A 17,920-nucleotide genomic window follows, 5' to 3' on the forward strand; every position below is an offset into this window, starting at 1 on the left:
CTGACTCCAATCATTTGAATAGTTTTGATTTACCAATCAAAAGTGTAGTCCAAGCCTAGAGAAGGGCTAGCAATTGTTCACAAAATTGGCTCACGGTGGGATAGGGGGATTTTCAGCAGCGTCAGGATCTACTATATTGAGAATTATTCTCATTAACGAAGGGTGAAAGAATGAAAGCCAACAGCAGAACAATAGCGTATAAAACTGATCAGGAGGTCTGCATGGCGATACCCGTCGCCAAACTGGCTGAGTTGATCCACAAGGGCGAGTTATGTGCCGCGGACTTTCGTTGTCTCGACAGTCAATCCAAAAAGCAGGTTTGGCAATTGTGCCTTTGGTGCTGTAAGCAAAGAGTCCATTGCGATCACCAGTGCAGCCAATGTGAGACAGAGATTAGTGCCGATAAATAACATTATCGGCATTAGTGAAAAAAGGGTAAAATCTATAATAATCATTGCTATAGAATAGGCTTTACCTTGGAAGACAATCAGCCGTTATCTGCCATGCCGTTGTTTGACCGCGCAGACTTACTTTTGCAGGGCAATCCTGTGGTCAACAGCTATATAACCCATTTAAGCCTGGGTAAAGTGGCCGATGCGGGTCTCTTGCTTGAGCATGCAACAGACTGGCTTTACGAACAAAGAGACAGTGAAAACAACTACAAGGCTTACCGGAGTGAACTGACAACCTTTTTTCATTGGTGTTTCGATGTTGCAGGTATATCAGCAGCCAAGGTAGGCAGACGGGAAATAGGACGTTACGTGGCTTATTGTCAGGCGCCACCGACAGAATTAGTGGGTTATTTCAACGTCCCACAATTCAAGACGGATAAGCTCAGTCAGAGCCGGGAACCCAATCCCAGCTGGCGACCGTTTATTGGGCGCAAGGCGCTTGGAAAACCTTTGCCATACAGTCTGAGCGATAATGCCTTGAAGACGAAAATTGCCATACTTTCATCATTTTATACTTATCTTATGAGCGAAGAGTATTGCGAGCGCAACCCGGCGCAACTCTGGCTCAATCACAGCCGCTTTGCTAATAAGAGTAAGTTCAGGTTAGATCCTGCCGAAGAGCAACTTAAGGTGTTCAGTGAGTTGCAATGGTCTTATCTTGTGGCTTGCGTACAGCGACTGGCGGAAACGCTGCCGGCACAACACCAACGCAGTCTGTTCTTGATTAACCTGATGTACGGCTGTTATCTGCGGATCTCGGAAATTGCCGCCCGCGCCGGTTATGCACCAACCATGAGTCAATTCAAGCGTCATAATCACAGTGGCATCTGGTATTTTCATATTCCCAGGAGCAAAGGCGGCAAGGCCAGAAACGTAGCCGTATCCAAGGCGTTGCTGCAATCACTGCAATGTTACCGGCGCCACCTGGGACTGAGCGATTATCCCGAAGCCAATGAAACCACGCCGCTGTTTATACGGCATCGCGCCGCCGGCCGAGGGCGGGAAAGCGGCGTGCTCAATGCCAACCTCGGTATACGTCAACTGCGGGATGAAATTCAGTTTCTGATAAACTGCGCCGCCGATGATGCCGAGAAGGATGGCTTTATCCGTGAAGCCAATGAAATGCGGCAACTCACAGCGCACAGCATTCGTCATACTGGGATCACCCATGACATCAATCTCAACGGGCGACCTTTATCACACGTGCAAGCTGACGCCGGTCATGAAAGCATAGACACAACATCGCAGTACCTGCACACCAGTCAGGAAGAAAGGCACCAGAGCGCATCCGCCAAACCATTGGATCGACTGCAAGGAATTGAGAGTTAATCCAAGGATATTGCACAGAGGTTAAGGTGGCTTAGGAGCAAAAGTTGCCTTAAACCTGGAATTACCGGTAATAACACTCCAGATTTCAAACAGCTGCACATAAAAATGCGCACAATGTATATTATGTTAAATAGAGTCTGAATGAATCTATCTACATATATTCTTTTATTCTTTCTGCTTTCTCTACAAATCCATGCCCCCGCACCCTGCATCATGGATGCCTGTCTCATGTAAAACATACAATAACCAAGAATGTCCTGAATTGCTTATCTTGCAACTACGCCAGATAATTACTGACGTCATTAAGACTAAGTACTTGCCAACGATTTGCCCCATCAATTTAATTAATTTGTCCCACTTAGCTTATGAGTTGCTTTCCCCATAACCCTTGCTTCATCGCGATTGTCTCTACACCTTATAGCTGGCTGGTCTGAAATAACCAGGATCTCGGATGCTTTACTCTATTCAACATAGTTATCAAGAGGCATAGTTATCAAGAGGCTAAGTTTCCATTTGCCGGTCAAATGGCTCCGGTAATTCCAGTGACCTCAACAATGCATTGAGCTATGAACGACATCCCTGAATACCAGTTCTTTCCACATTAGACCCTCCATTGGAGATGTTCCCAAGAAAGGCTTACAGCGCCTTTAAACAACAGCTGTCAATCAAAAATGCAGTGCCAGTCCACATAGCGGCTTAACTTCCTGGCCACGACCATATGTGGGGTCACATCCCCAGTATCATTTCAAAGGTTTGATGTGAGTTGTTCATAGGTTTAAGCATTAATATCAGTAGCCTGTGTTTAAGCCAGCCCTAATTGTAAATGCGAACAAATATCATTTAACGGGTCTGATACTTGTGCTATGTTGCGATTCTTTATCAAACTAATTCTTCGGACATCGCAACTCATGTGGTACCTCCTGTTGATCCTGGCGATGCCCCTGGGTTCACTGCTTATCTATTTAGGCAGTAAACACCAGGCCTTGCTTGCCAAACCTTTGCCCTGGCAGGCCAATCTACTGGGCACTTTATTATTGCTGCTGACTCTGCTCGGCTGGGGTTTACTGCTGACGGCTTCGGCCGCACTGTTCTTTTGGCTAATGTTGCTTTCCATGCTGCTGGGCTCCCTGCCCTTTATTTCCCTGCTCAAGGGAGACAACGAATGACAACCATTAAAAAAGATAAAATCCGCCCTGATTGGCTGGGGAAAACCCTTGCCGGCGCCTTGCTGGGCTTTGCCCTGGCAGTAGCACTCAGTGGTATCTTTGCCTGGGTGGGGCCTGGTGGAATAGATGCCAAAGATAAGGTGCAATTCAATATGTGGCTGATAGCGCCACTCTGGCTTTCATTCTTCAGCTTCAGCTATTTGTTCTACAGTGCCCGCCGCGCCATTTTCTGGCTAATGGCGGCCAACGTGCTTGCATGGCTGCTACTATGGTGGGTTAAGTAAATGCAGATCCGCAGCGATATTCTCAGAATTTATCAAACACTTCATACCTGGGTGGGCATACTCGCCGGGATTTTACTGTTTATCGGTTTTTATGCCGGCGCCCTGACCATGTTCAAGGAAGAGATTGCCGCCTGGTCATCACCGCCGCAAACCATTTTGCCACAGGTGAAACTGGAACAGATGGACCAACTACTCAGTGAAGCCAGAGCGCAACACCCTGAGTTAAGTAAGGGTTTCAGCCTTCATCTTGCCAGCGACAAGCATTCGCCTTTGAGTTGGTACGCCTCCGGCAGTGAGCGGCAATGGGGTCTGGGCGATGAGCTTTGGCATGCCAGTTTAAACAATCAAGGTGAGCTCATCTCCCATAAGGAACCCAAGAGTCAACTGGCACGCTTGATAGATGAGCTGCACCGCACCGGCGGTATTCCTGGCGATATGGGACACGAGCAGCTCGGTGCTTATTTTATGGGGGTTGCTGGCATTCTCTATTTTATGGCGTTGGTTTCCGGGGTGATCTTCCTGCTGCCTACTCTGGTGAAAACGCTGTTTGCCTTAAGGCGCAAGAAAGGCCCCAATCGTTTTTGGCTCGACAGCCACAATCTGCTTGGCATCACCGCACTGCCATTTCATATCATTATCAGTGTGACTGTGGTGGTGTTTGTGTTTCACGATCAATTGTACGGCGCCTTGGGGCAGTTTGTTTACGGCGATAAGCCGATGTTCAACCGTGAAGCGCCCAAGGGCGAAGTGCGCTCACTGAGCACCCTGCCCCCGATAACCGAACTGGTTGCTCGGGCCGAAAGCTTCGCGCCCGGTTATCAGGCGCTCAGTTTGACCTATATGGGTATGGATACTCCGGCTCCCATGGTCCGGATGGCCATGTATAACGAAGAAGCCTTGATGCGCGGCCCCATAGGAGACTTCCTTTATATCAATCCCTACACCTTTGAGGTGGGCAACAGCACCTTTACTCCGGGTGAAGAAGGCGTTTGGGGCCGGATGGTTTCGGTATTCTTTGGACTTCACTTTGGCTCCTACGGCGGCTATCCCGGTCGCTGGCTCTATTTTTTCCTCGGAATGAGTGGTGCCATGCTGTTTTACAGCGGTAATCTGTTATGGCTGGAAAAGCGCCGCAGTAAACAGCGCAAGGGAGAGCCTATTCCACAGCAACCAAGAAGAGTCAGGCTCCTTGGGGCCGCTACTGTGGGAATTTGCTTGGGTTCAATGTTAGGCGTGGCGCTGGCCATGTTGCTGGGCAAATGGGGATATGCTCATGTAGAGAATATCAATCATCTCTATCTGTGGAGTTACTACGCCAGTTTCCTTTTCGCCCTGGCTTATGCTTTCTGGCGTGGTGCTGCCAGAGCCGCGGTAACGCTGCAAGCACTATCGGCGCTGGTCTGTGTGGCAATGCCGCTGACATCCATGCTGGCGTTGCTGGCACCCGGCCTTGGAATTTGGGCACCGCAGACCCCGGGCACCTGGGCGGTGGATCTTACTGCATTCGGTTTTGCCGCCATCTTTGCCTTTGGCGCACTCAAAACCTTTAAACGAGCGACCCAGGGTCCGACTGACAGTATCTGGGCCATGCCGCAAAAATAGCCTGTTGCTGGGCTGCAAACCAGCATTCAGTCTTAGTCCATTCGTTTGAATCAAACCATAACAAAAGCCCGCGATGCGGGCTTTTGTGTTTTGCAAAATACTTAAGCTTGCCTCAGAAACCCCTTCCCTGAAAATAGGGCCACAGGATAGCCAAGGCGATTGACCACATGGTCAACCAGATAAATCTGTCCAGATAACGCCAGGCCGCGGGACGGCTGAACACGGGAGCCAACAGGCGCGCACCAAAGCTCAAACTAAAGAACCAGATAAAGGAAGCCAGCACCGCACCGGCACCAAACCAGCCCCTGACCTCGGTATCAAACTTTGTGCTTATGCTGCCCAGTAAAACCACGGTATCCAGATAAAGATGCGGGTTCAAAAAGCTTATCGCCAAGGTGGTGATCATCGCCTTGCGAAACGAATCCGCGGCTTCGGTATCCCCGGTCTGCAACCCCTGACTCTTGAACGAGGAACGTAGCGCATTAAAGCCGTACCACAGCAGAAAGGCTGCACCGCCAAAGCTCGCCAGATGTTTAATGGCCGGTGCGGCCAAGATCAACTGACCAAGCCCGGCAACCCCAGCAGTAATCATCAGGGCATCTATCAAAGAACAGGTCAAGGCGATAGGAAACGGATAGGCACGTTTGATGCCTTGCTTCAATACAAAGGCGTTCTGAGCTCCCACGGCAATGATCAGACTGGCACCTATCCCCATGCCCTGAATGAAAGCGGTTTGCATAATCTCTCCAACAGCAGGTCGTCGCAATAATCGGCGACCAATAAAGGTTTTCAATGGCGGCAGTTTACTCCCGGCAAGAAAATTAATATAACTAATGTTTTTTATTGGTCATTAGCAAAACTTATAATCGAGCAAGGATTAACCCAAGGAGTCGTTATGCTGGACTACAGTCATCTCAAGGCTTTGTCAGTAGTGGTCGCCGAAGGCGGTTTTGAGCGGGCCGCCAAACGGCTGCATGTGACCCAATCGGCGGTATCACAGCGGATAAAGCAGCTGGAAGAAAGAGTGGGACAAGCGCTGCTCATCAGAAGTAACCCTGTAGTGCCGACACCAACAGGCAAACGGCTCTTGCGCCACTATGCTCAGGTCGAATTGCTGGAGACTGAACTCAGAGCCGAAATGGACGCCGACGATCCGGCCATGCCCACTGTAGTGAGAATTGCGGTGAACGCCGACAGTCTGGCAACCTGGTTCCTGCCGGCTATCAGTGCTATGTTCGCCCGCCGCGGTTGGCTGTTGGAGCTGATTGTGGATGACGAGTCTTACACTCATCACCTACTGAAAAACGGTGAAGCGGTTGGCTGCGTGACCACCTTGGGGCAAGCGATGAACGGCTGCTCCAGCGAGTTTCTCGGGGTGATGGAGTATGCCTGTGTGGCCACGCCTGAGTTTGCCGAACGTTATTTCGACGGTCTGCCGAATACCGACTCACTTGCCTCGGCACCGGCAGTGGTGTTCTCCACCCGCGACAAGCTGCATGAAAAGTACTTGAAGCGCTACTTCGAGATGCTGCCGGGACAATGGTGGCAACACACAGTACCTTCATCGGAAGGCTTTCTGGAAGCGATTTTACAAGGGTTGGGTTATGGACTGGTGGGCCATCTGCAAGCACAGCCGCTGCTGGCATCCGGGCGCCTGATAGAGCTGACACCCATGATGCGGATGCGGGTGCCACTCTATTGGCAGCACTGGAACCTCAAGGCCAAGCAGACCACGTTGGTATTCAGGGCATTGGCGGCAAGTGCCAGAAACCACTTGTTGCCCGAATGAATAGCGATTGAAAAAACACAGGCGACCTTAGGCCGCCTGTATCAGTTAACTTGAAATTGACCGCCTTATTCGGCTTGCGCCTCTAAAGCGGCTTTGGCCGCATCGGCTTCGGCGTTGGGCCAGGCGTTCAGTACAGCCTTGACCAGCGAGGCCAGCGGGATGGCGAAGAACACGCCCCAAACGCCCCAAAGGCCGCCGAAGACCAACACTGCTGCGATAATGATCACCGGATGCAAGTCCACCGCATCGGAGAACAACAAAGGCACCAGCAGGTTGCCATCCAGCGCCTGAATGATGCCGTAACCCAGCATCAAATAACCGAACTCGGGGCTGACACCCCACTGGAAGAAGGCAACCAGGGCAATCGGTAAGGTCACCAAGGTGGCACCGACATAAGGAATGAGCACTGAAAGTCCAGTCAACACCCCGAGCAGCGCCGCATAACGCAGATCCATCAGGGCGAAGAACACGTAACTCACGACCCCGACAATCACAATTTCAATCACCTTGCCGCGAATGTAATTGAAGATCTGCTGATTCATCTCGAACCAAACCTTACGGGCCAGCTCACGATTGCTGGGGAAGAAGCGCTTGCTGCCGCGGATCAGCTCATCTTTATCCTTGAGGAAGAAGAATACCAGCAGCGGCACCAGGATGGCGTAAACCATCAATACCAGCAAAGAGGCCGAATAGCCGAGGAGCTGAGTGGCAATATCCAAAAGATGCTGGGTATCGAGCAATTTTTTGAGTTCGGACACCATGGTATCGAGCTGATCTGTTGAGATAAACTGCGGATACTGTTGCGCCTGCTCCTGTAGCAGGATTATTCCCTTATCGAGCATGTTGGGCAGATCGCTAAGCAGTGCTGCCCCCTGGCGCCAGATGCTGGGGATCAGGCCAAATGACAACAGGATCATTAAGCCGATAAAGAGGACCAATACCAAAGAGGCGGCCGCAGTGCGGCTTACCCCTATCCTCGCCATTTGTGCCACCGGCCACTCCAGCAAAAAGGCCAATACCAGAGCGACCAGCAGCGGCATCAACAAACCACCGGCAAAGTAGATGGTCAACGCAATGCCAAGCAGAATAAACAATAGTGTCAGAGCCTGAGGATCACTGAAGCGGGCTTGGTACCAACGACTCAAATAGCTAAACATCCGGGATTCCTGTGCTGATGATGGCTGCGCCATCTTGATTATCGCTTCATCAAGAAGCTGTCTAGTTAGATTCTGCGCTTCTACCCTGTTGGGCAACTGAGACATGTAAACGCAAAACGGCCGACTCATCGGACGCTATCCGACAATCATAACCCTGTTTTTTGGCGAAACGGGGAACATCCTGCCGCGATCCTGGGTCTGAAAGCAAGAGACACAGAGTTTCACCGGGCAGCAAACGTTTCATCGCCATCTTGGCCTTGACCAGGGCTTCGGGACAACGACTCTGAGTTAAATCAATTAAAACCATGATGAGCTTGCTAAACATAAACCTCGGCTATTATCCTAAGTTGCAACTGAAACCACAAGCCAGGCAGTTATGCATTAGTGGCATACAGGAAATCTAATCAGCTTGAGTACTTTGACTTTTTCCAAGTTTCGACAATCCATTCTGGCCGGTGCCACAACTCTTTTACTCGCCACCGCCAGCCATAGTTTCGCCAATAACGACCTGCCGGATCTCGGTACCGCCGCCGTCAATACCTTCAGTCTCGAAAAAGAGATGGTCTATGGTGACGCCTATATGCGGGTCATTCGTTCCCAGGCGCCTGTGTTATCCGATCCTGTGTTGAGCCAATACGCCACTGAGCTGGGTAATAAATTGGTGGCGCATGCCACCGGGGTTAAGACCCCCTTCTATTTCTTCCTGCTGCGAAACGATGAAATCAACGCCTTTGCCTTCTTTGGCGGCCATGTGGCAATCCACACTGGATTGTTTCTCAATGCCGACAACGAAAGTGAATTGGCCTCGGTACTGGCGCACGAAATTACCCACGTAACCCAGAGGCACTTGGCGCGCTCACTCGAAGCCCAGGAGAAAGCCAGTCCGGCCACCATTGCCGGACTACTCGGCGCTATCTTGCTGACCATAGCGGCGCCTCAGGCCGGGATGGCGGCGCTGGCCACCACTCAGGCATTATCGACCCAGTCCAAAATAAACTATACCCGGCTGCATGAAAAAGAAGCCGACAGGATAGGCATGCAAATTCTGGTGGAATCCGGTTTCGATCCCAATGCCTCGGCCAACTTCTTCGGTAAACTTGCAGCCCGTTATCGCTTTACCTCCAAGCCGCCGCAAATGCTGCTGACTCACCCACTGCCCGAATCGCGGATAACCGATGCCCGTAACCGCGCGGCTCAGTACCCCCACAGATATGTGGCAGACAACCTTAATTTCCATTTGGCCAAGGCCAGGATCCAGGTGCGCTTTTCCAGCTATAGCGACGATGCGGCACTGTCGCTGTTTGAAACCCAGTTAGCCAAGCACAACTACGCCTTTAAAGATGCGGCCCTCTATGGCAAAGCATTGGCACTGTTTCGCCTCAAGGACTTCAAACAGTCTGAACAACTGATAGATCAATTATTGGAAAAAGATCAGGACAACCTCTTCTATCTCGACACCAAAACCGATCTGCTGGTGGAGCGTAACGATTATCAGGGCGCGATAAAGATGTTGGAAGCCCAAAGACGCCTCAAACCCACCTCTCAAGTGATCAACGCCAACCTGGCCAGCGTTTATCTCGAAAGTAAACAGCCGCAGCTGGCTATCCCTATTCTCGAGGATATGGCGTTTCTGGATAAGCAAAATCCCTTACCCTATCAATTGCTGACCGAAGCTTACAAACAAACCGGTAACAAGACGCTGGAACACTTTTCCAATGCCGAATCCATGGCGCTGCGGGCCAATTATAAGGGGGCTATCGATCAGCTCAACTTTGCCTACAAGGCCGCCGATGGCCAGCCTCTGCAGATTGCCAGAATCGAGGCCAAGATACGCCAATTCCGAATCGCCGACAGGGCGCTGGACGAATTGAAGAAATAGTTTGCTTAAACTTTGATTATGCAGGTTTTCATTGGCCCGTTCACCGGGCCACTTTCCCCTGACGTCTGCGCAGATTTTTGCTATCATCGTCGCACTTTTCAGCCAAGGTAAAGAGAAAACCCATGACCCAGGTCACTATTTTCCATAATCCACGCTGCTCCAAGAGCCGCGAAACACTGGCACTGCTGGAGTCCAAAGGCGTCGAGATCCAGATTGTCGAGTATCTGAAACAAGTTCCGGATGCTGCCACAATCAGTGAACTGTTGGCCAAACTGGGTATCAGCGCCCGTGAACTGATGCGCACCAAAGAAGAAGAATACAAAGCCCAGGGGTTGAATAATCCTGAGCTGACAGAAGCCCAGTTGATTGCCGCCATGGTAGCCACTCCCAAGTTGATCGAGCGACCAATCGTGCTTGCCAAAGGTAAGGCCGCCATTGGCCGTCCACCGGAAAACGTGTTGGCGATCCTGTAAATGAGCAGTCACGCGCTATTGCAAATCTCACGGAGCGGCTATCTGTTACTGATAGCCTTGTTGGCCTATGCCTTGATCGATAAGGGGCTCAACAGCGAATACTCACTGCTGTTTACCAGTCTTTGGCTGGTGCCCTTGCTGCTGCCGCTACCGGGGATCCTCAAAGGCAATCCCTATACCTTTGCCTGGGCCAGCTTCATTCTTTGCCTCTATTTTCTGCACGGCTTGACCTTGCTCTATATAGCCCAGGGCAATGAATGGTGGTTTGCGTTGATTGAGAGCCTGTTGATCGCATGCTTGCTTATCAGCATGCCCTTCTACGCCCGAAAACGCGGCCGCGAGTTGGGGCTTGGGCTCAAGAAACGCACCAAAAACTGAAAGATCCCCCCTGAAACCGAGACTTCCAAGGGGGGGTGATAGCTCGAAATGATTCAACGGAAATCTCATCATTCCCTAGCCCAAGAACTGACTATGTTGTCGATAACCAAGCAGGAAAGCTTTCCAAGATAATTGAAGGTTCAAATCATAAGATCCAGCGTACAGTTCTTACAAAAACCAGTTCTCACAAAAACCAATGCAGCTTAAAACAGCAGCAATGCAAGCGACACCACAGCTTCACTTTGACAAGCACTCACAAGGTGATAAGCCTTAAAAGTGCCTGCTTCGGGCTATTTAGGTTATTGCAAACCGGCCTCGAAAGTGAGGAAAATTTCACTGACTGTCTTATCCGCAAGGCGAGTATCGGCGTTAAGTTGCTCGAATGATGCATGCAACATATAGCGGCCGGCGCTGGGCAGTTCAAAACTCACCTTGCCTTCTTTGTCTGACTTCAGCGTCAATTGCTGTTTCTGGTTACGATAAAGTGTGCCTTCCTTCACAATCGCGACTTCCACACCGGCAATCACTTTACCCTGGAAATAGAATTGCAGCTCAGTGGGCTCCTGCTCGACTATGTCAGCCGGATGGGTCAAAGGTTTGAGTTCCAGGTATTCCCCTTTCACTTCAAAAGCCTTGTCGCTTGGCTTGTTGAGAGTGACATATGACTCGACACGCGAGAAATACAGCGCCCCTTCGAGATCGTACGCCCCTTTGGGCATCATCGCCTTGGTGGTTTGCTTGTCAGTACGGCTGCGGACGCTGTCTTGCTGGCCCTTGAGCTTATAGCGCGACATATATCTTGGCTGGGTCTCTTTCTCGAATCTGTAGGTGCCGTCTTCGGTCAGGCGATAGTCAAACACAGACTTACGGCTGCCGCGATAGCTTGAGGATGGCCGCTCCTTGGTGCCGGACGGCGTGACGATTTGCACATCTTCAGAGCCAAAAGGTTTATCAAACAGGAAGACTTCATTACTGGCGCTGACATCTGAAGTGATCCACACACCTTTGCCGGGATCGGCCGAGACATTGAACTGGCTGGGCAGTATAAATCTGTCATGGGCGTTCGCCGTTTGTGCCAACAGACAGGCCCCCAGGGCCAACAAGAGTTTGCTTGTTTTCATCATCTTTTACTCCACTAGGTATTGAAGGCTAATCGTGCCGGTTTCTATGGTGGGCGCTATTTCAGCTTTGAAAGGCTTGCCGTCGAGCTGAAACTTGTGCCGTACCAAATCCCGGCCGCCGTGCTCACGTACCACTTCCACCAGCAAGGTATATTTACCGTTGGCAACCTTAGCCCCTTGGTCATCTTTGAGGTCCCAGCTGATGGGATACTTGCCCGCAGGCCTTGTTGCCGATGCAATGGCATCGACAAAGTTCATGTCATCCCGCCCGGCCTTGCGCCACCAGCGACGAATGTCTTTCAGCCACTTGTATCCCTCGCCTTCCTGCATGACCCAAAGGCTCAAGGTTCGCACGCTCTGCCCTTTGGCATCTTCCACCCACACGGCTGTGTAAGGCCTGTGGTATTGGCCCGTGGTGATTTCCGGCAGTGTCAGATTAATCTCCAGCGAATCGGCTTGGGCCTGCCCCAGAGTTAAGCTGCTACTCAGTAATACCGCCAGAGACAGAGACAATCTGGTTTTCAAAGGTTTGCCACTCATACATTCTCCATTCACAACACACCAAAGGTAGGGGCACGAGTTCGTGCTTTGCCGTCTGTCACTTTGAACTCAAGGAACAAACAACAGATAAATAAGGGCACAGGCACTGCTGACACCGGCCATGGCCAGTAAGGATTTTTTCAATCTACGGCTCTGAGGCAACAGCAGGAAAGCACCGGTCAGGGAAAACAGGATGATAAGAATTGAACAAAGATCCAGCAGCCAGACCCACAGGGTGCCACTGTTACGCCCCTTATGCAGATCATTGAGTACTGCGATAACACCATAATCTATCTGCTCGACATAGGCTTTCCCATCCAGCAGATCCAGGGTAATGCTCTGATAGCGCCCCGGCCCCTTATGCACCAGCGCCACTTCATCTTCACTGAACTCGGCACTGTGACCATCCACTCCCCAGTGGCTACTGAGCCAATGCGCTGTGGCTTCGCGCCAATCCGGCTCTTCACTATTCACCGGCAACAAAAATCCCGGCAGGGCTTCTTCCGATGCCAGGCTTTCTCCGCCCTGGCGGATAAACCAATCCGGATGATTGAGAGTGATACCGGTAACGGCAAAGAACAGCATCAACAGCAGCAGTGCCATAGAGACATAGATATGAACGACGCGGGCGAAATGGAGCGATGACTTGCTGACTCTGAACTTCAATTAAGGTTTCCACATAGCGCAGGCCGCCACTGGGCGGCCTGTTAATTGACTGTTATTGGCCAATACTAAATAACAATCATTCTTGCCTTAATGCTATTTACCTTATTTACACTCGCCGGCAGTTGCCCAGTCGACATAGCAAACCCGGGCCTCTCCCAAGTCACTGAGGAAGTTGAGCCAGTATATTTGATGATCGGCCAGCTTATCGCCCGGGCCTTTGACTTCAAGCCAACTGATGCGCCCTTCGGCGTCAAATAACACAAGATCCGGATGGCCACTGCGGTAATGCTTAAGATCACCAAGCATACGTTCAAATACCTGAGCGAGCCTGGCACCGGAAAGTGCCGCCAGCGTCAGCTCCAGCGCCTGTTGCGGCAGATTTTCCCAGTAAACCCAATCGTTTGCCAGCCCTTGCTTTTGCTGAAAATGGCGCCAAATAACAGCGCCGGGCTCCCGAGCGATTTCATCAAGACGCGCCGTGATGGCCTCTTGGCGGCGGCTAACAAACTCCTCGGTGAACATATCCCGTGGGCTGCGTTGAAATGGGTTATCGAATACCGCCTTAATGGGGGCAAAAATAATGTCCCAAAAGGCCAGCCCGAAAAGGCCACAAAGCAAGGTATTCTCCAGAAAAAACACCCGGTAGCCGAGCGCTTCAAAGTGCGCAGCGACACGCATTTCAACTCGTTCACCATTGGGAGTAAGTTGCAGTATTATCGTTTGCAGCGCACCCAGTCTACCCGGCACACTTTCACTCAGCGCTTGCAGCCTTAACATCAAAGATTCAAGCGCCAAGGAATCAAGCGTTTCACCATGGCCTGATGGTGAGGCAAACTTGCTGTCGTTGCCATTTGGCAACTTTTTAAGCAGGCGTTTGCCAATACGTTCTATGATTTGCCACTGACTCTCATTACCGGCAAGGTCGCAAAGGTGCAACAGCGCATGAGTCAGAGCCTGCCACTGAGCCTGTTTTTCCAGACAGCGACACAGGCGTTCCCTTGCCTGCCAATGTTCACACTGCGAATAGACACTGATGGCAAGAGTGGTTTGGCCTTGCCTTTCGGCTTCGCGGCCTATCAGAGTCAGTAGTTTTTGCCGGCGCCGTTCGAGTAAGGGGTTAGCCTCGGGCACTGCTGAAATGGCGTTAAGCTGCTCAAGCCGCAATGGAATATCCAGCACCTGTTTGGCCAGTATCGCCTCTTCTATCTGCTGACTCATAAGGCCAAATGCCAACGCAGCGTTAAGCTGCTCTGGGCTGTCATAGGCGCGGTGGGCCTTGTCCAGCACTGTGACTTCAAAGCATTGCAAACCAAGATCGCTGAGCACAAACTGGCTCAGATCCTGATAACGGTTGCCAAAATAGAGTAGCAATAGGCCATCGAGAAGCCGCTGGCATTTAAGCTCAAGCCAGTCAATGCCCAGTAGAGAGTTCAGTTCGTCAATCAATAACTGTGAGTCTTGGGGCCCGAGCGCCAGCAGGGTACGTTTCAGCGTCTCCTTTGAGGCACATTTCATGCTTTTACCTAGATGCAGCGCAATATCGACCAGGCCCCCAAGACAGTTTTTGCCCTCCGGGGCTTGACTCTGTTGCAGTTTGAGAAGCGCCCGGCGAAGCTCTGTGAGGGTGACTCCTTTGAGCCAGGTTTCAGTGTTTGGCAATGATGAAGTGCTGATAAGCTCCGCTTGCTCAAGCCCCTTTATCACAGGTTCCAAAGCCCCTATTTCCGGGTAGTTAAGCTTATCGGCGCGAAACCACTCGCCCTTGCGGGACAAGAGACGCACCAGCAACATCCGCGAAGGTTTGGAGCAGGCCAGGTACGCCGCGCGTAACCTGGCAAGCTCGCTTGGCAAAATATCCAGATAGCGGCGGCTACCCTCCAGCAAGAGTTCAAAATTGCTCAGGTAATAGTCGCTTGCAAGTTCAGGGGCAGCTGGTTTCACTAAGGTTTTTGCCGCTAAGGTTTCTGCCATTAGGAAGCTTCGCCTGATTTCACGGTTTTCAGATCCTCAACCGGCACGGGGCGGGCAAAATAGTATCCCTGCACCAGGAATATACCGCGCTCTTTGAGGTACTCCACCTGCTCCGCCGTCTCCACGCCTTCGACTATCATCTCAAGCTCTGACTCCAAACCAAAGGCGATAATGGCATCCAGCACACCACGCTTGAGATCGTTGGTGCCTATGGTATCGATAAACATCTTATCTATCTTGATGCTGTCAATCCCCAAGGTTTGAATATACTTAAAGCCGCCATATCCGGTGCCAAAGTCATCAATTTTAAAGCTGTAGCCCTTCTCGGTCAGCCTGGCGATTTCCTGCTTGGCGGCATCAATGTCGGCAATGGGCAAGCGTTCGGTGATCTCAAATTTAAGTCTGTCCGGCTCTGGCCAATTATGCTGTTGCAGCACGCGACTGACATGAGCCTGCTCCAGATGTTCTGCCACCAGGTTGATGCTAACCCAAGTGCCGCTCTCCAGCTCCGGCAGTTGTTGCAGTACCTGCTGCAGCAAAGATTCGGTAATGGGAATGATTAGGCCACAGGCTTCTGCATGCTCAACAAAGGCAACAGGTGGAATAAACTCTTTGCCCTTCTTCCAGCGCACCAGCACTTCATAACCGACCACTTTATTCTGATTAATATCGACTATGGGTTGATAAAAAGGGATAAACTCCTGCCGGGCAATGCCTCTTTGGATCATGCTCTTGAGCGAACTGTGGTAACTCAGATAAAGCCAATAAGCCCCGGCGAGCAGCGCGCCGAGTAAAATGCTCAAGGGTAAACCGTAAACAAAGATCTTTTCTCTGGCGTAATCATCGAGTTTCTCACCAAACCAGAGTTTTTGCTCCATTTGCTGCTGGTTCATCACGCTGAAAAAATGCACATTGGCTTCTCTGGGTACCGAAGGATTGCCGCGCTCAAATACCAGGCCTTCGGAGCCTGGAGCATGATGCCTAAACTCTATGTAGAAACAATCACTGCAGGGAACGTTAATAAGCTCACGGATCCAACTGCTGTCCAAAATCCAGTAAGCGGTATTGCCATTGCTTTTGAAATAAACCAAGAGTTCCTGCTCGGTATCATACATGGCGCCTGTGGTGGTCAGGCCAAAGCCTTGACCTACATACGTGTCATTGGGAAGATCCGGTAATAGTAAATCTGTGCCAAGCGAACTGCAGCCAAGGCCGGTTTTGGTTTTAATCCCCATCACCCGAAAATAACGATTGTAGTTTTCAGGGGACCGCAATAATTTCGCGTCTTTCGGACCACAATCAAAATGAAACTCAGGTACTTGATGTAGGATAATGTCATTGATGGAGCGTTGTCTCTGGCTAAGATACTCTTCCATGAGTTTGAACTGTTTTTTAACTATCATCGAAGTCACTGGCCTTAACAATAATTCCGATGACAACAGCAAGAGAACTACAGGTAACAGCAATAGCAGCAAAACCCGTTTATTCTCAGATACAGCCTTCATGATTTTCGTCCTTGTAAAATGTTACCCCCTTATACACAGCCATATTTTCAAATACAATGATGCACTCGGTAATTCAATAAGAAATGACAGTATTAAAGCGGGTAAACAGCTTTATAGCAAGCCCAATTAAGTCACTGAAATTAATGGGTTGACTCTTGTCTCTATCTCGGAATTTGATATTTTTAGCGGTTTGGCATGCCTTTGTGCACCAAGCTGAAAATTTCAGCGATTAGGGTTTTATTATTCGGAGCAGAAAATGAATGAGAATGTCATTCAGGCAATCCTGGTGTTTGCCGCATTTGCAGTGTTCAGCCTGATTATCGACCGTTGCCTGAAACAAGTGGCCGCCCGCTTTGACTCGGCGGCCAGCGAATCGTTTCGCTTGATCTCCAACTCCCAGCGCGTGGTACTGATATTTATCGGCGCTGTCTTGGCCTTATCCAAGTTGGGCTTTGATGTTGGCGCCCTGGTTGCCGGCCTCGGACTCACTGGCTTTGCGCTGGGTTTCGCCCTCAAAGACGCCATCTCCAACCTGATTGCCGGTATTATGATAGTGCTCTATAAGCCGATAAAGCTGGGCAATAAAATCGATATTACCGGCTCCAGGGGGACTGTGGTGGATCTCAATCTGCGTTATATCACGGTGAAGGATGACGGTGTGACACACCTGGTGCCAAACTCTTTGTTCCTAAACAATAAAGTTTCCATTATTGATGAAGATAAGCAATGACGGCGCAGCTTTGGGATAAGGTTGCCAATCAGGTCAATTTCAATCTGGAAATCGATGTGCAGCGCTTCTGCCACTTGGTAAAACCCGACGCCAGAATACTGGACTTTGGATGCGGTTATGGCCGGATAGCCAAGCAGCTGAAACAGTTAGGCTATCCTGAAGTGCTGGGGGTCGATCCCTCAACCGCCATGATAAAGCGCGGCCTCAGTCTGTACCCGGACATCAATTTAATTCAGCTGCCACAACTTCCATTGCCTTTTGCCGATGAAACATTCGATGTAGTGCTGAGCTGCGCCGTTTTAACCTGCATGTCATCTGAAATGGCGCAAAAAGCCGCCATATTGGAGCTTAAACGCGTGCTTAAGCCGGGTGGCTTGTTCCACCTGAGTGAGTTTTGCGCCCCCATTGCGAAACGTTTCACCTCAGGGCTGGGTACTCCTATGTGTTATCACACGCCCATGCAGTTGCAGGAGCTGCTGGAAGACTTTGTCGACCTGAAAGATGAAGTCACAACCTGTAGAACTTTGGCCGGCGATACGGCTCAATGCTATCGAGCCTTTGCCAGAAAACCGCAGCAGCTTTAGCTTAATTACGATAAATAGTCTGGATCAGATGAAAACCAAACTGGGTTTTGACCGGGCCATGCACTTCCAGCACCGGCTTTTTGAACACCACTTGATCGAAGGCCTTAACCATCTGGCCCGGACCAAACTCCCCGAGATCGCCACCGCGTTTTTTTGAAGGGCACTGAGAGTATTGTTTCGCCAGCTTGCCAAAGTCCTCTCCTTTGGCGATCCGGGCCTTGAGTTTTTCCGCCTCTTCACGGGTTTTAACCAAAATGTGTCGGGCACAAGCTCGGGCCATGTTGTTTCTCCTGA

At 50.7% G+C, this 17,920-nt stretch carries 20 protein-coding genes; 11 read left to right on the forward strand and 9 right to left on the reverse strand.

Annotated elements, in window-relative coordinates:
- Positions 1-221 precede the first annotated feature (221 nt).
- The 5 genes from SIL79_RS16415 (at position 222) to SIL79_RS16435 (ending at position 4,833) form a co-directional block, all read left to right on the forward strand.
- Positions 222-410, forward strand: a complete 189-nt coding sequence (locus tag SIL79_RS16415) for a hypothetical protein (protein WP_319619576.1) — start codon at positions 222-224, stop codon at positions 408-410.
- Between the two features lie 93 nt (positions 411-503).
- Complete coding sequence (locus SIL79_RS16420; protein WP_039032948.1) at positions 504-1,781, forward strand: tyrosine-type recombinase/integrase; 1,278 nt, start codon at positions 504-506, stop codon at positions 1,779-1,781.
- A gap of 908 nt (positions 1,782-2,689) precedes the next feature.
- Positions 2,690-2,947 carry a hypothetical protein gene (locus tag SIL79_RS16425; RefSeq protein WP_162206377.1) on the forward strand — a complete coding sequence of 86 codons (258 nt, stop codon included), beginning with the start codon at positions 2,690-2,692 and terminating at the stop codon, positions 2,945-2,947.
- On the forward strand, positions 2,944-3,231 hold the full coding sequence (locus tag SIL79_RS16430; RefSeq protein ID WP_028779881.1) for a hypothetical protein: 288 nt from the start codon (positions 2,944-2,946) through the stop codon (positions 3,229-3,231). The genes SIL79_RS16425 and SIL79_RS16430 overlap by 4 nt, the downstream gene beginning before the upstream one ends.
- The gene (locus tag SIL79_RS16435; protein ID WP_162206378.1) at positions 3,232-4,833 is read left to right on the forward strand and encodes a PepSY-associated TM helix domain-containing protein; all 1,602 of its coding nucleotides are present in this window, start codon (positions 3,232-3,234) and stop codon (positions 4,831-4,833) included.
- Positions 4,834-4,945: 112 nt separating this feature from the next.
- On the opposite strand, the gene SIL79_RS16440 is transcribed toward SIL79_RS16435, so the two are convergent.
- Positions 4,946-5,572 (reverse strand): LysE/ArgO family amino acid transporter, encoded by a 627-nt coding sequence (locus SIL79_RS16440; RefSeq protein WP_039032945.1) that lies wholly within the window; start codon positions 5,570-5,572, stop codon positions 4,946-4,948.
- 156 nt (positions 5,573-5,728) lie between these two features.
- On the opposite strand from SIL79_RS16440, the gene SIL79_RS16445 reads away from it, so the two are divergent.
- The gene (locus SIL79_RS16445) at positions 5,729-6,622 is read left to right on the forward strand and encodes a LysR family transcriptional regulator ArgP (RefSeq protein ID WP_144361501.1); all 894 of its coding nucleotides are present in this window, start codon (positions 5,729-5,731) and stop codon (positions 6,620-6,622) included.
- A 65-nt stretch (positions 6,623-6,687) separates the two neighbouring features.
- Here SIL79_RS16445 and SIL79_RS16450 read toward each other — a convergent pair whose 3' ends face one another.
- Together SIL79_RS16450 and SIL79_RS16455 are read right to left on the reverse strand one after the other, a co-directional pair.
- The gene (locus SIL79_RS16450; RefSeq protein ID WP_039032943.1) at positions 6,688-7,779 is read right to left on the reverse strand and encodes an AI-2E family transporter; all 1,092 of its coding nucleotides are present in this window, start codon (positions 7,777-7,779) and stop codon (positions 6,688-6,690) included.
- Between the two features lie 61 nt (positions 7,780-7,840).
- Entirely contained in the window at positions 7,841-8,086 is a 246-nt protein-coding gene (locus SIL79_RS16455) for a sulfurtransferase TusA family protein (protein ID WP_039033027.1), read from the reverse strand.
- 102 nt (positions 8,087-8,188) lie between these two features.
- Here SIL79_RS16455 and bepA point away from each other — a divergent pair, with 102 nt between their 5' ends.
- From bepA to SIL79_RS16470, 3 genes are all read left to right on the forward strand, one after another.
- Positions 8,189-9,658 carry a beta-barrel assembly-enhancing protease gene (gene bepA / locus SIL79_RS16460; protein WP_039032942.1) on the forward strand — a complete coding sequence of 490 codons (1,470 nt, stop codon included), beginning with the start codon at positions 8,189-8,191 and terminating at the stop codon, positions 9,656-9,658.
- Between the two features lie 122 nt (positions 9,659-9,780).
- The gene (gene arsC, locus SIL79_RS16465) at positions 9,781-10,131 is read left to right on the forward strand and encodes an arsenate reductase (glutaredoxin) (protein ID WP_101056322.1); all 351 of its coding nucleotides are present in this window, start codon (positions 9,781-9,783) and stop codon (positions 10,129-10,131) included.
- On the forward strand, positions 10,132-10,509 hold the full coding sequence (locus SIL79_RS16470) for a DUF2069 domain-containing protein (protein WP_039032940.1): 378 nt from the start codon (positions 10,132-10,134) through the stop codon (positions 10,507-10,509).
- Positions 10,510-10,808: 299 nt separating this feature from the next.
- On the opposite strand, the gene SIL79_RS16475 is transcribed toward SIL79_RS16470, so the two are convergent.
- The 5 genes from SIL79_RS16475 to SIL79_RS16495 all read right to left on the reverse strand — a co-directional run bounded on the left by SIL79_RS16475 (position 10,809) and on the right by SIL79_RS16495 (position 16,312).
- A complete protein-coding gene (locus tag SIL79_RS16475) occupies positions 10,809-11,633 on the reverse strand; it encodes a DUF4198 domain-containing protein (RefSeq protein ID WP_235369945.1) in 825 nt (274 codons plus the stop codon).
- A 3-nt stretch (positions 11,634-11,636) separates the two neighbouring features.
- Positions 11,637-12,170: a DUF2271 domain-containing protein gene (locus tag SIL79_RS16480; protein WP_162206379.1), complete on the reverse strand. Its 534-nt coding sequence runs from the start codon at positions 12,168-12,170 to the stop codon at positions 11,637-11,639.
- 69 nt (positions 12,171-12,239) lie between these two features.
- On the reverse strand, positions 12,240-12,773 hold the full coding sequence (locus tag SIL79_RS16485; protein WP_405130441.1) for a PepSY-associated TM helix domain-containing protein: 534 nt from the start codon (positions 12,771-12,773) through the stop codon (positions 12,240-12,242).
- Positions 12,774-12,938: 165 nt separating this feature from the next.
- Positions 12,939-14,807, reverse strand: coding sequence for a VRR-NUC domain-containing protein (locus tag SIL79_RS16490; protein ID WP_319619589.1), 1,869 nt, complete (start codon positions 14,805-14,807; stop codon positions 12,939-12,941).
- Positions 14,807-16,312, reverse strand: coding sequence for an EAL domain-containing protein (locus SIL79_RS16495; RefSeq protein WP_071475541.1), 1,506 nt, complete (start codon positions 16,310-16,312; stop codon positions 14,807-14,809). The genes SIL79_RS16490 and SIL79_RS16495 overlap by 1 nt, the downstream gene beginning before the upstream one ends.
- Before the next feature lie 256 nt (positions 16,313-16,568).
- Between SIL79_RS16495 and SIL79_RS16500 the strand changes: the two genes are divergently transcribed.
- Positions 16,569-17,042 carry a mechanosensitive ion channel family protein gene (locus SIL79_RS16500; protein WP_052247916.1) on the forward strand — a complete coding sequence of 158 codons (474 nt, stop codon included), beginning with the start codon at positions 16,569-16,571 and terminating at the stop codon, positions 17,040-17,042.
- Positions 17,039-17,626 carry a class I SAM-dependent methyltransferase gene (locus SIL79_RS16505; protein WP_071475540.1) on the forward strand — a complete coding sequence of 196 codons (588 nt, stop codon included), beginning with the start codon at positions 17,039-17,041 and terminating at the stop codon, positions 17,624-17,626. The genes SIL79_RS16500 and SIL79_RS16505 overlap by 4 nt, the downstream gene beginning before the upstream one ends.
- Before the next feature lies 1 nt (position 17,627).
- Here SIL79_RS16505 and SIL79_RS16510 read toward each other — a convergent pair whose 3' ends face one another.
- On the reverse strand, positions 17,628-17,906 hold the full coding sequence (locus tag SIL79_RS16510; protein WP_025010268.1) for a peptidylprolyl isomerase: 279 nt from the start codon (positions 17,904-17,906) through the stop codon (positions 17,628-17,630).
- Positions 17,907-17,920: the final 14 nt, after the last annotated feature.

The organism is Shewanella indica, from assembly GCF_033842865.1.
Classification (GTDB): Bacteria; Pseudomonadota; Gammaproteobacteria; order Enterobacterales; family Shewanellaceae; genus Shewanella; species Shewanella indica.

Excerpts from the sequence above, each read along its gene's own strand:
- SIL79_RS16450 (WP_039032943.1), bottom strand. The coding sequence starts at position 7,779 with ATGTTTAGCTATTTGAGTCGTTGGTACCAAGCCCGCTTCAGTGATCCT.
- SIL79_RS16415 (WP_319619576.1), top strand. The coding sequence starts at position 222 with ATGGCGATACCCGTCGCCAAACTGGCTGAGTTGATCCACAAGGGCGAG.
- SIL79_RS16475 (WP_235369945.1), bottom strand. The coding sequence starts at position 11,633 with ATGATGAAAACAAGCAAACTCTTGTTGGCCCTGGGGGCCTGTCTGTTG.
- SIL79_RS16420 (WP_039032948.1), top strand. The coding sequence starts at position 504 with ATGCCGTTGTTTGACCGCGCAGACTTACTTTTGCAGGGCAATCCTGTG.
- SIL79_RS16445 (WP_144361501.1), top strand. The coding sequence starts at position 5,729 with ATGCTGGACTACAGTCATCTCAAGGCTTTGTCAGTAGTGGTCGCCGAA.
- SIL79_RS16430 (WP_028779881.1), top strand. The coding sequence starts at position 2,944 with ATGACAACCATTAAAAAAGATAAAATCCGCCCTGATTGGCTGGGGAAA.
- SIL79_RS16455 (WP_039033027.1), bottom strand. The coding sequence starts at position 8,086 with ATGGTTTTAATTGATTTAACTCAGAGTCGTTGTCCCGAAGCCCTGGTC.
- arsC (WP_101056322.1), top strand. The coding sequence starts at position 9,781 with ATGACCCAGGTCACTATTTTCCATAATCCACGCTGCTCCAAGAGCCGC.
- SIL79_RS16505 (WP_071475540.1), top strand. The coding sequence starts at position 17,039 with ATGACGGCGCAGCTTTGGGATAAGGTTGCCAATCAGGTCAATTTCAAT.
- SIL79_RS16425 (WP_162206377.1), top strand. The coding sequence starts at position 2,690 with ATGTGGTACCTCCTGTTGATCCTGGCGATGCCCCTGGGTTCACTGCTT.
- SIL79_RS16435 (WP_162206378.1), top strand. The coding sequence starts at position 3,232 with ATGCAGATCCGCAGCGATATTCTCAGAATTTATCAAACACTTCATACC.
- SIL79_RS16440 (WP_039032945.1), bottom strand. The coding sequence starts at position 5,572 with ATGCAAACCGCTTTCATTCAGGGCATGGGGATAGGTGCCAGTCTGATC.
- SIL79_RS16500 (WP_052247916.1), top strand. The coding sequence starts at position 16,569 with ATGAATGAGAATGTCATTCAGGCAATCCTGGTGTTTGCCGCATTTGCA.
- SIL79_RS16510 (WP_025010268.1), bottom strand. The coding sequence starts at position 17,906 with ATGGCCCGAGCTTGTGCCCGACACATTTTGGTTAAAACCCGTGAAGAG.
- SIL79_RS16495 (WP_071475541.1), bottom strand. The coding sequence starts at position 16,312 with ATGAAGGCTGTATCTGAGAATAAACGGGTTTTGCTGCTATTGCTGTTA.
- SIL79_RS16470 (WP_039032940.1), top strand. The coding sequence starts at position 10,132 with ATGAGCAGTCACGCGCTATTGCAAATCTCACGGAGCGGCTATCTGTTA.
- SIL79_RS16485 (WP_405130441.1), bottom strand. The coding sequence starts at position 12,773 with ATGGCACTGCTGCTGTTGATGCTGTTCTTTGCCGTTACCGGTATCACT.
- SIL79_RS16490 (WP_319619589.1), bottom strand. The coding sequence starts at position 14,807 with ATGGCAGAAACCTTAGCGGCAAAAACCTTAGTGAAACCAGCTGCCCCT.
- SIL79_RS16480 (WP_162206379.1), bottom strand. The coding sequence starts at position 12,170 with ATGAGTGGCAAACCTTTGAAAACCAGATTGTCTCTGTCTCTGGCGGTA.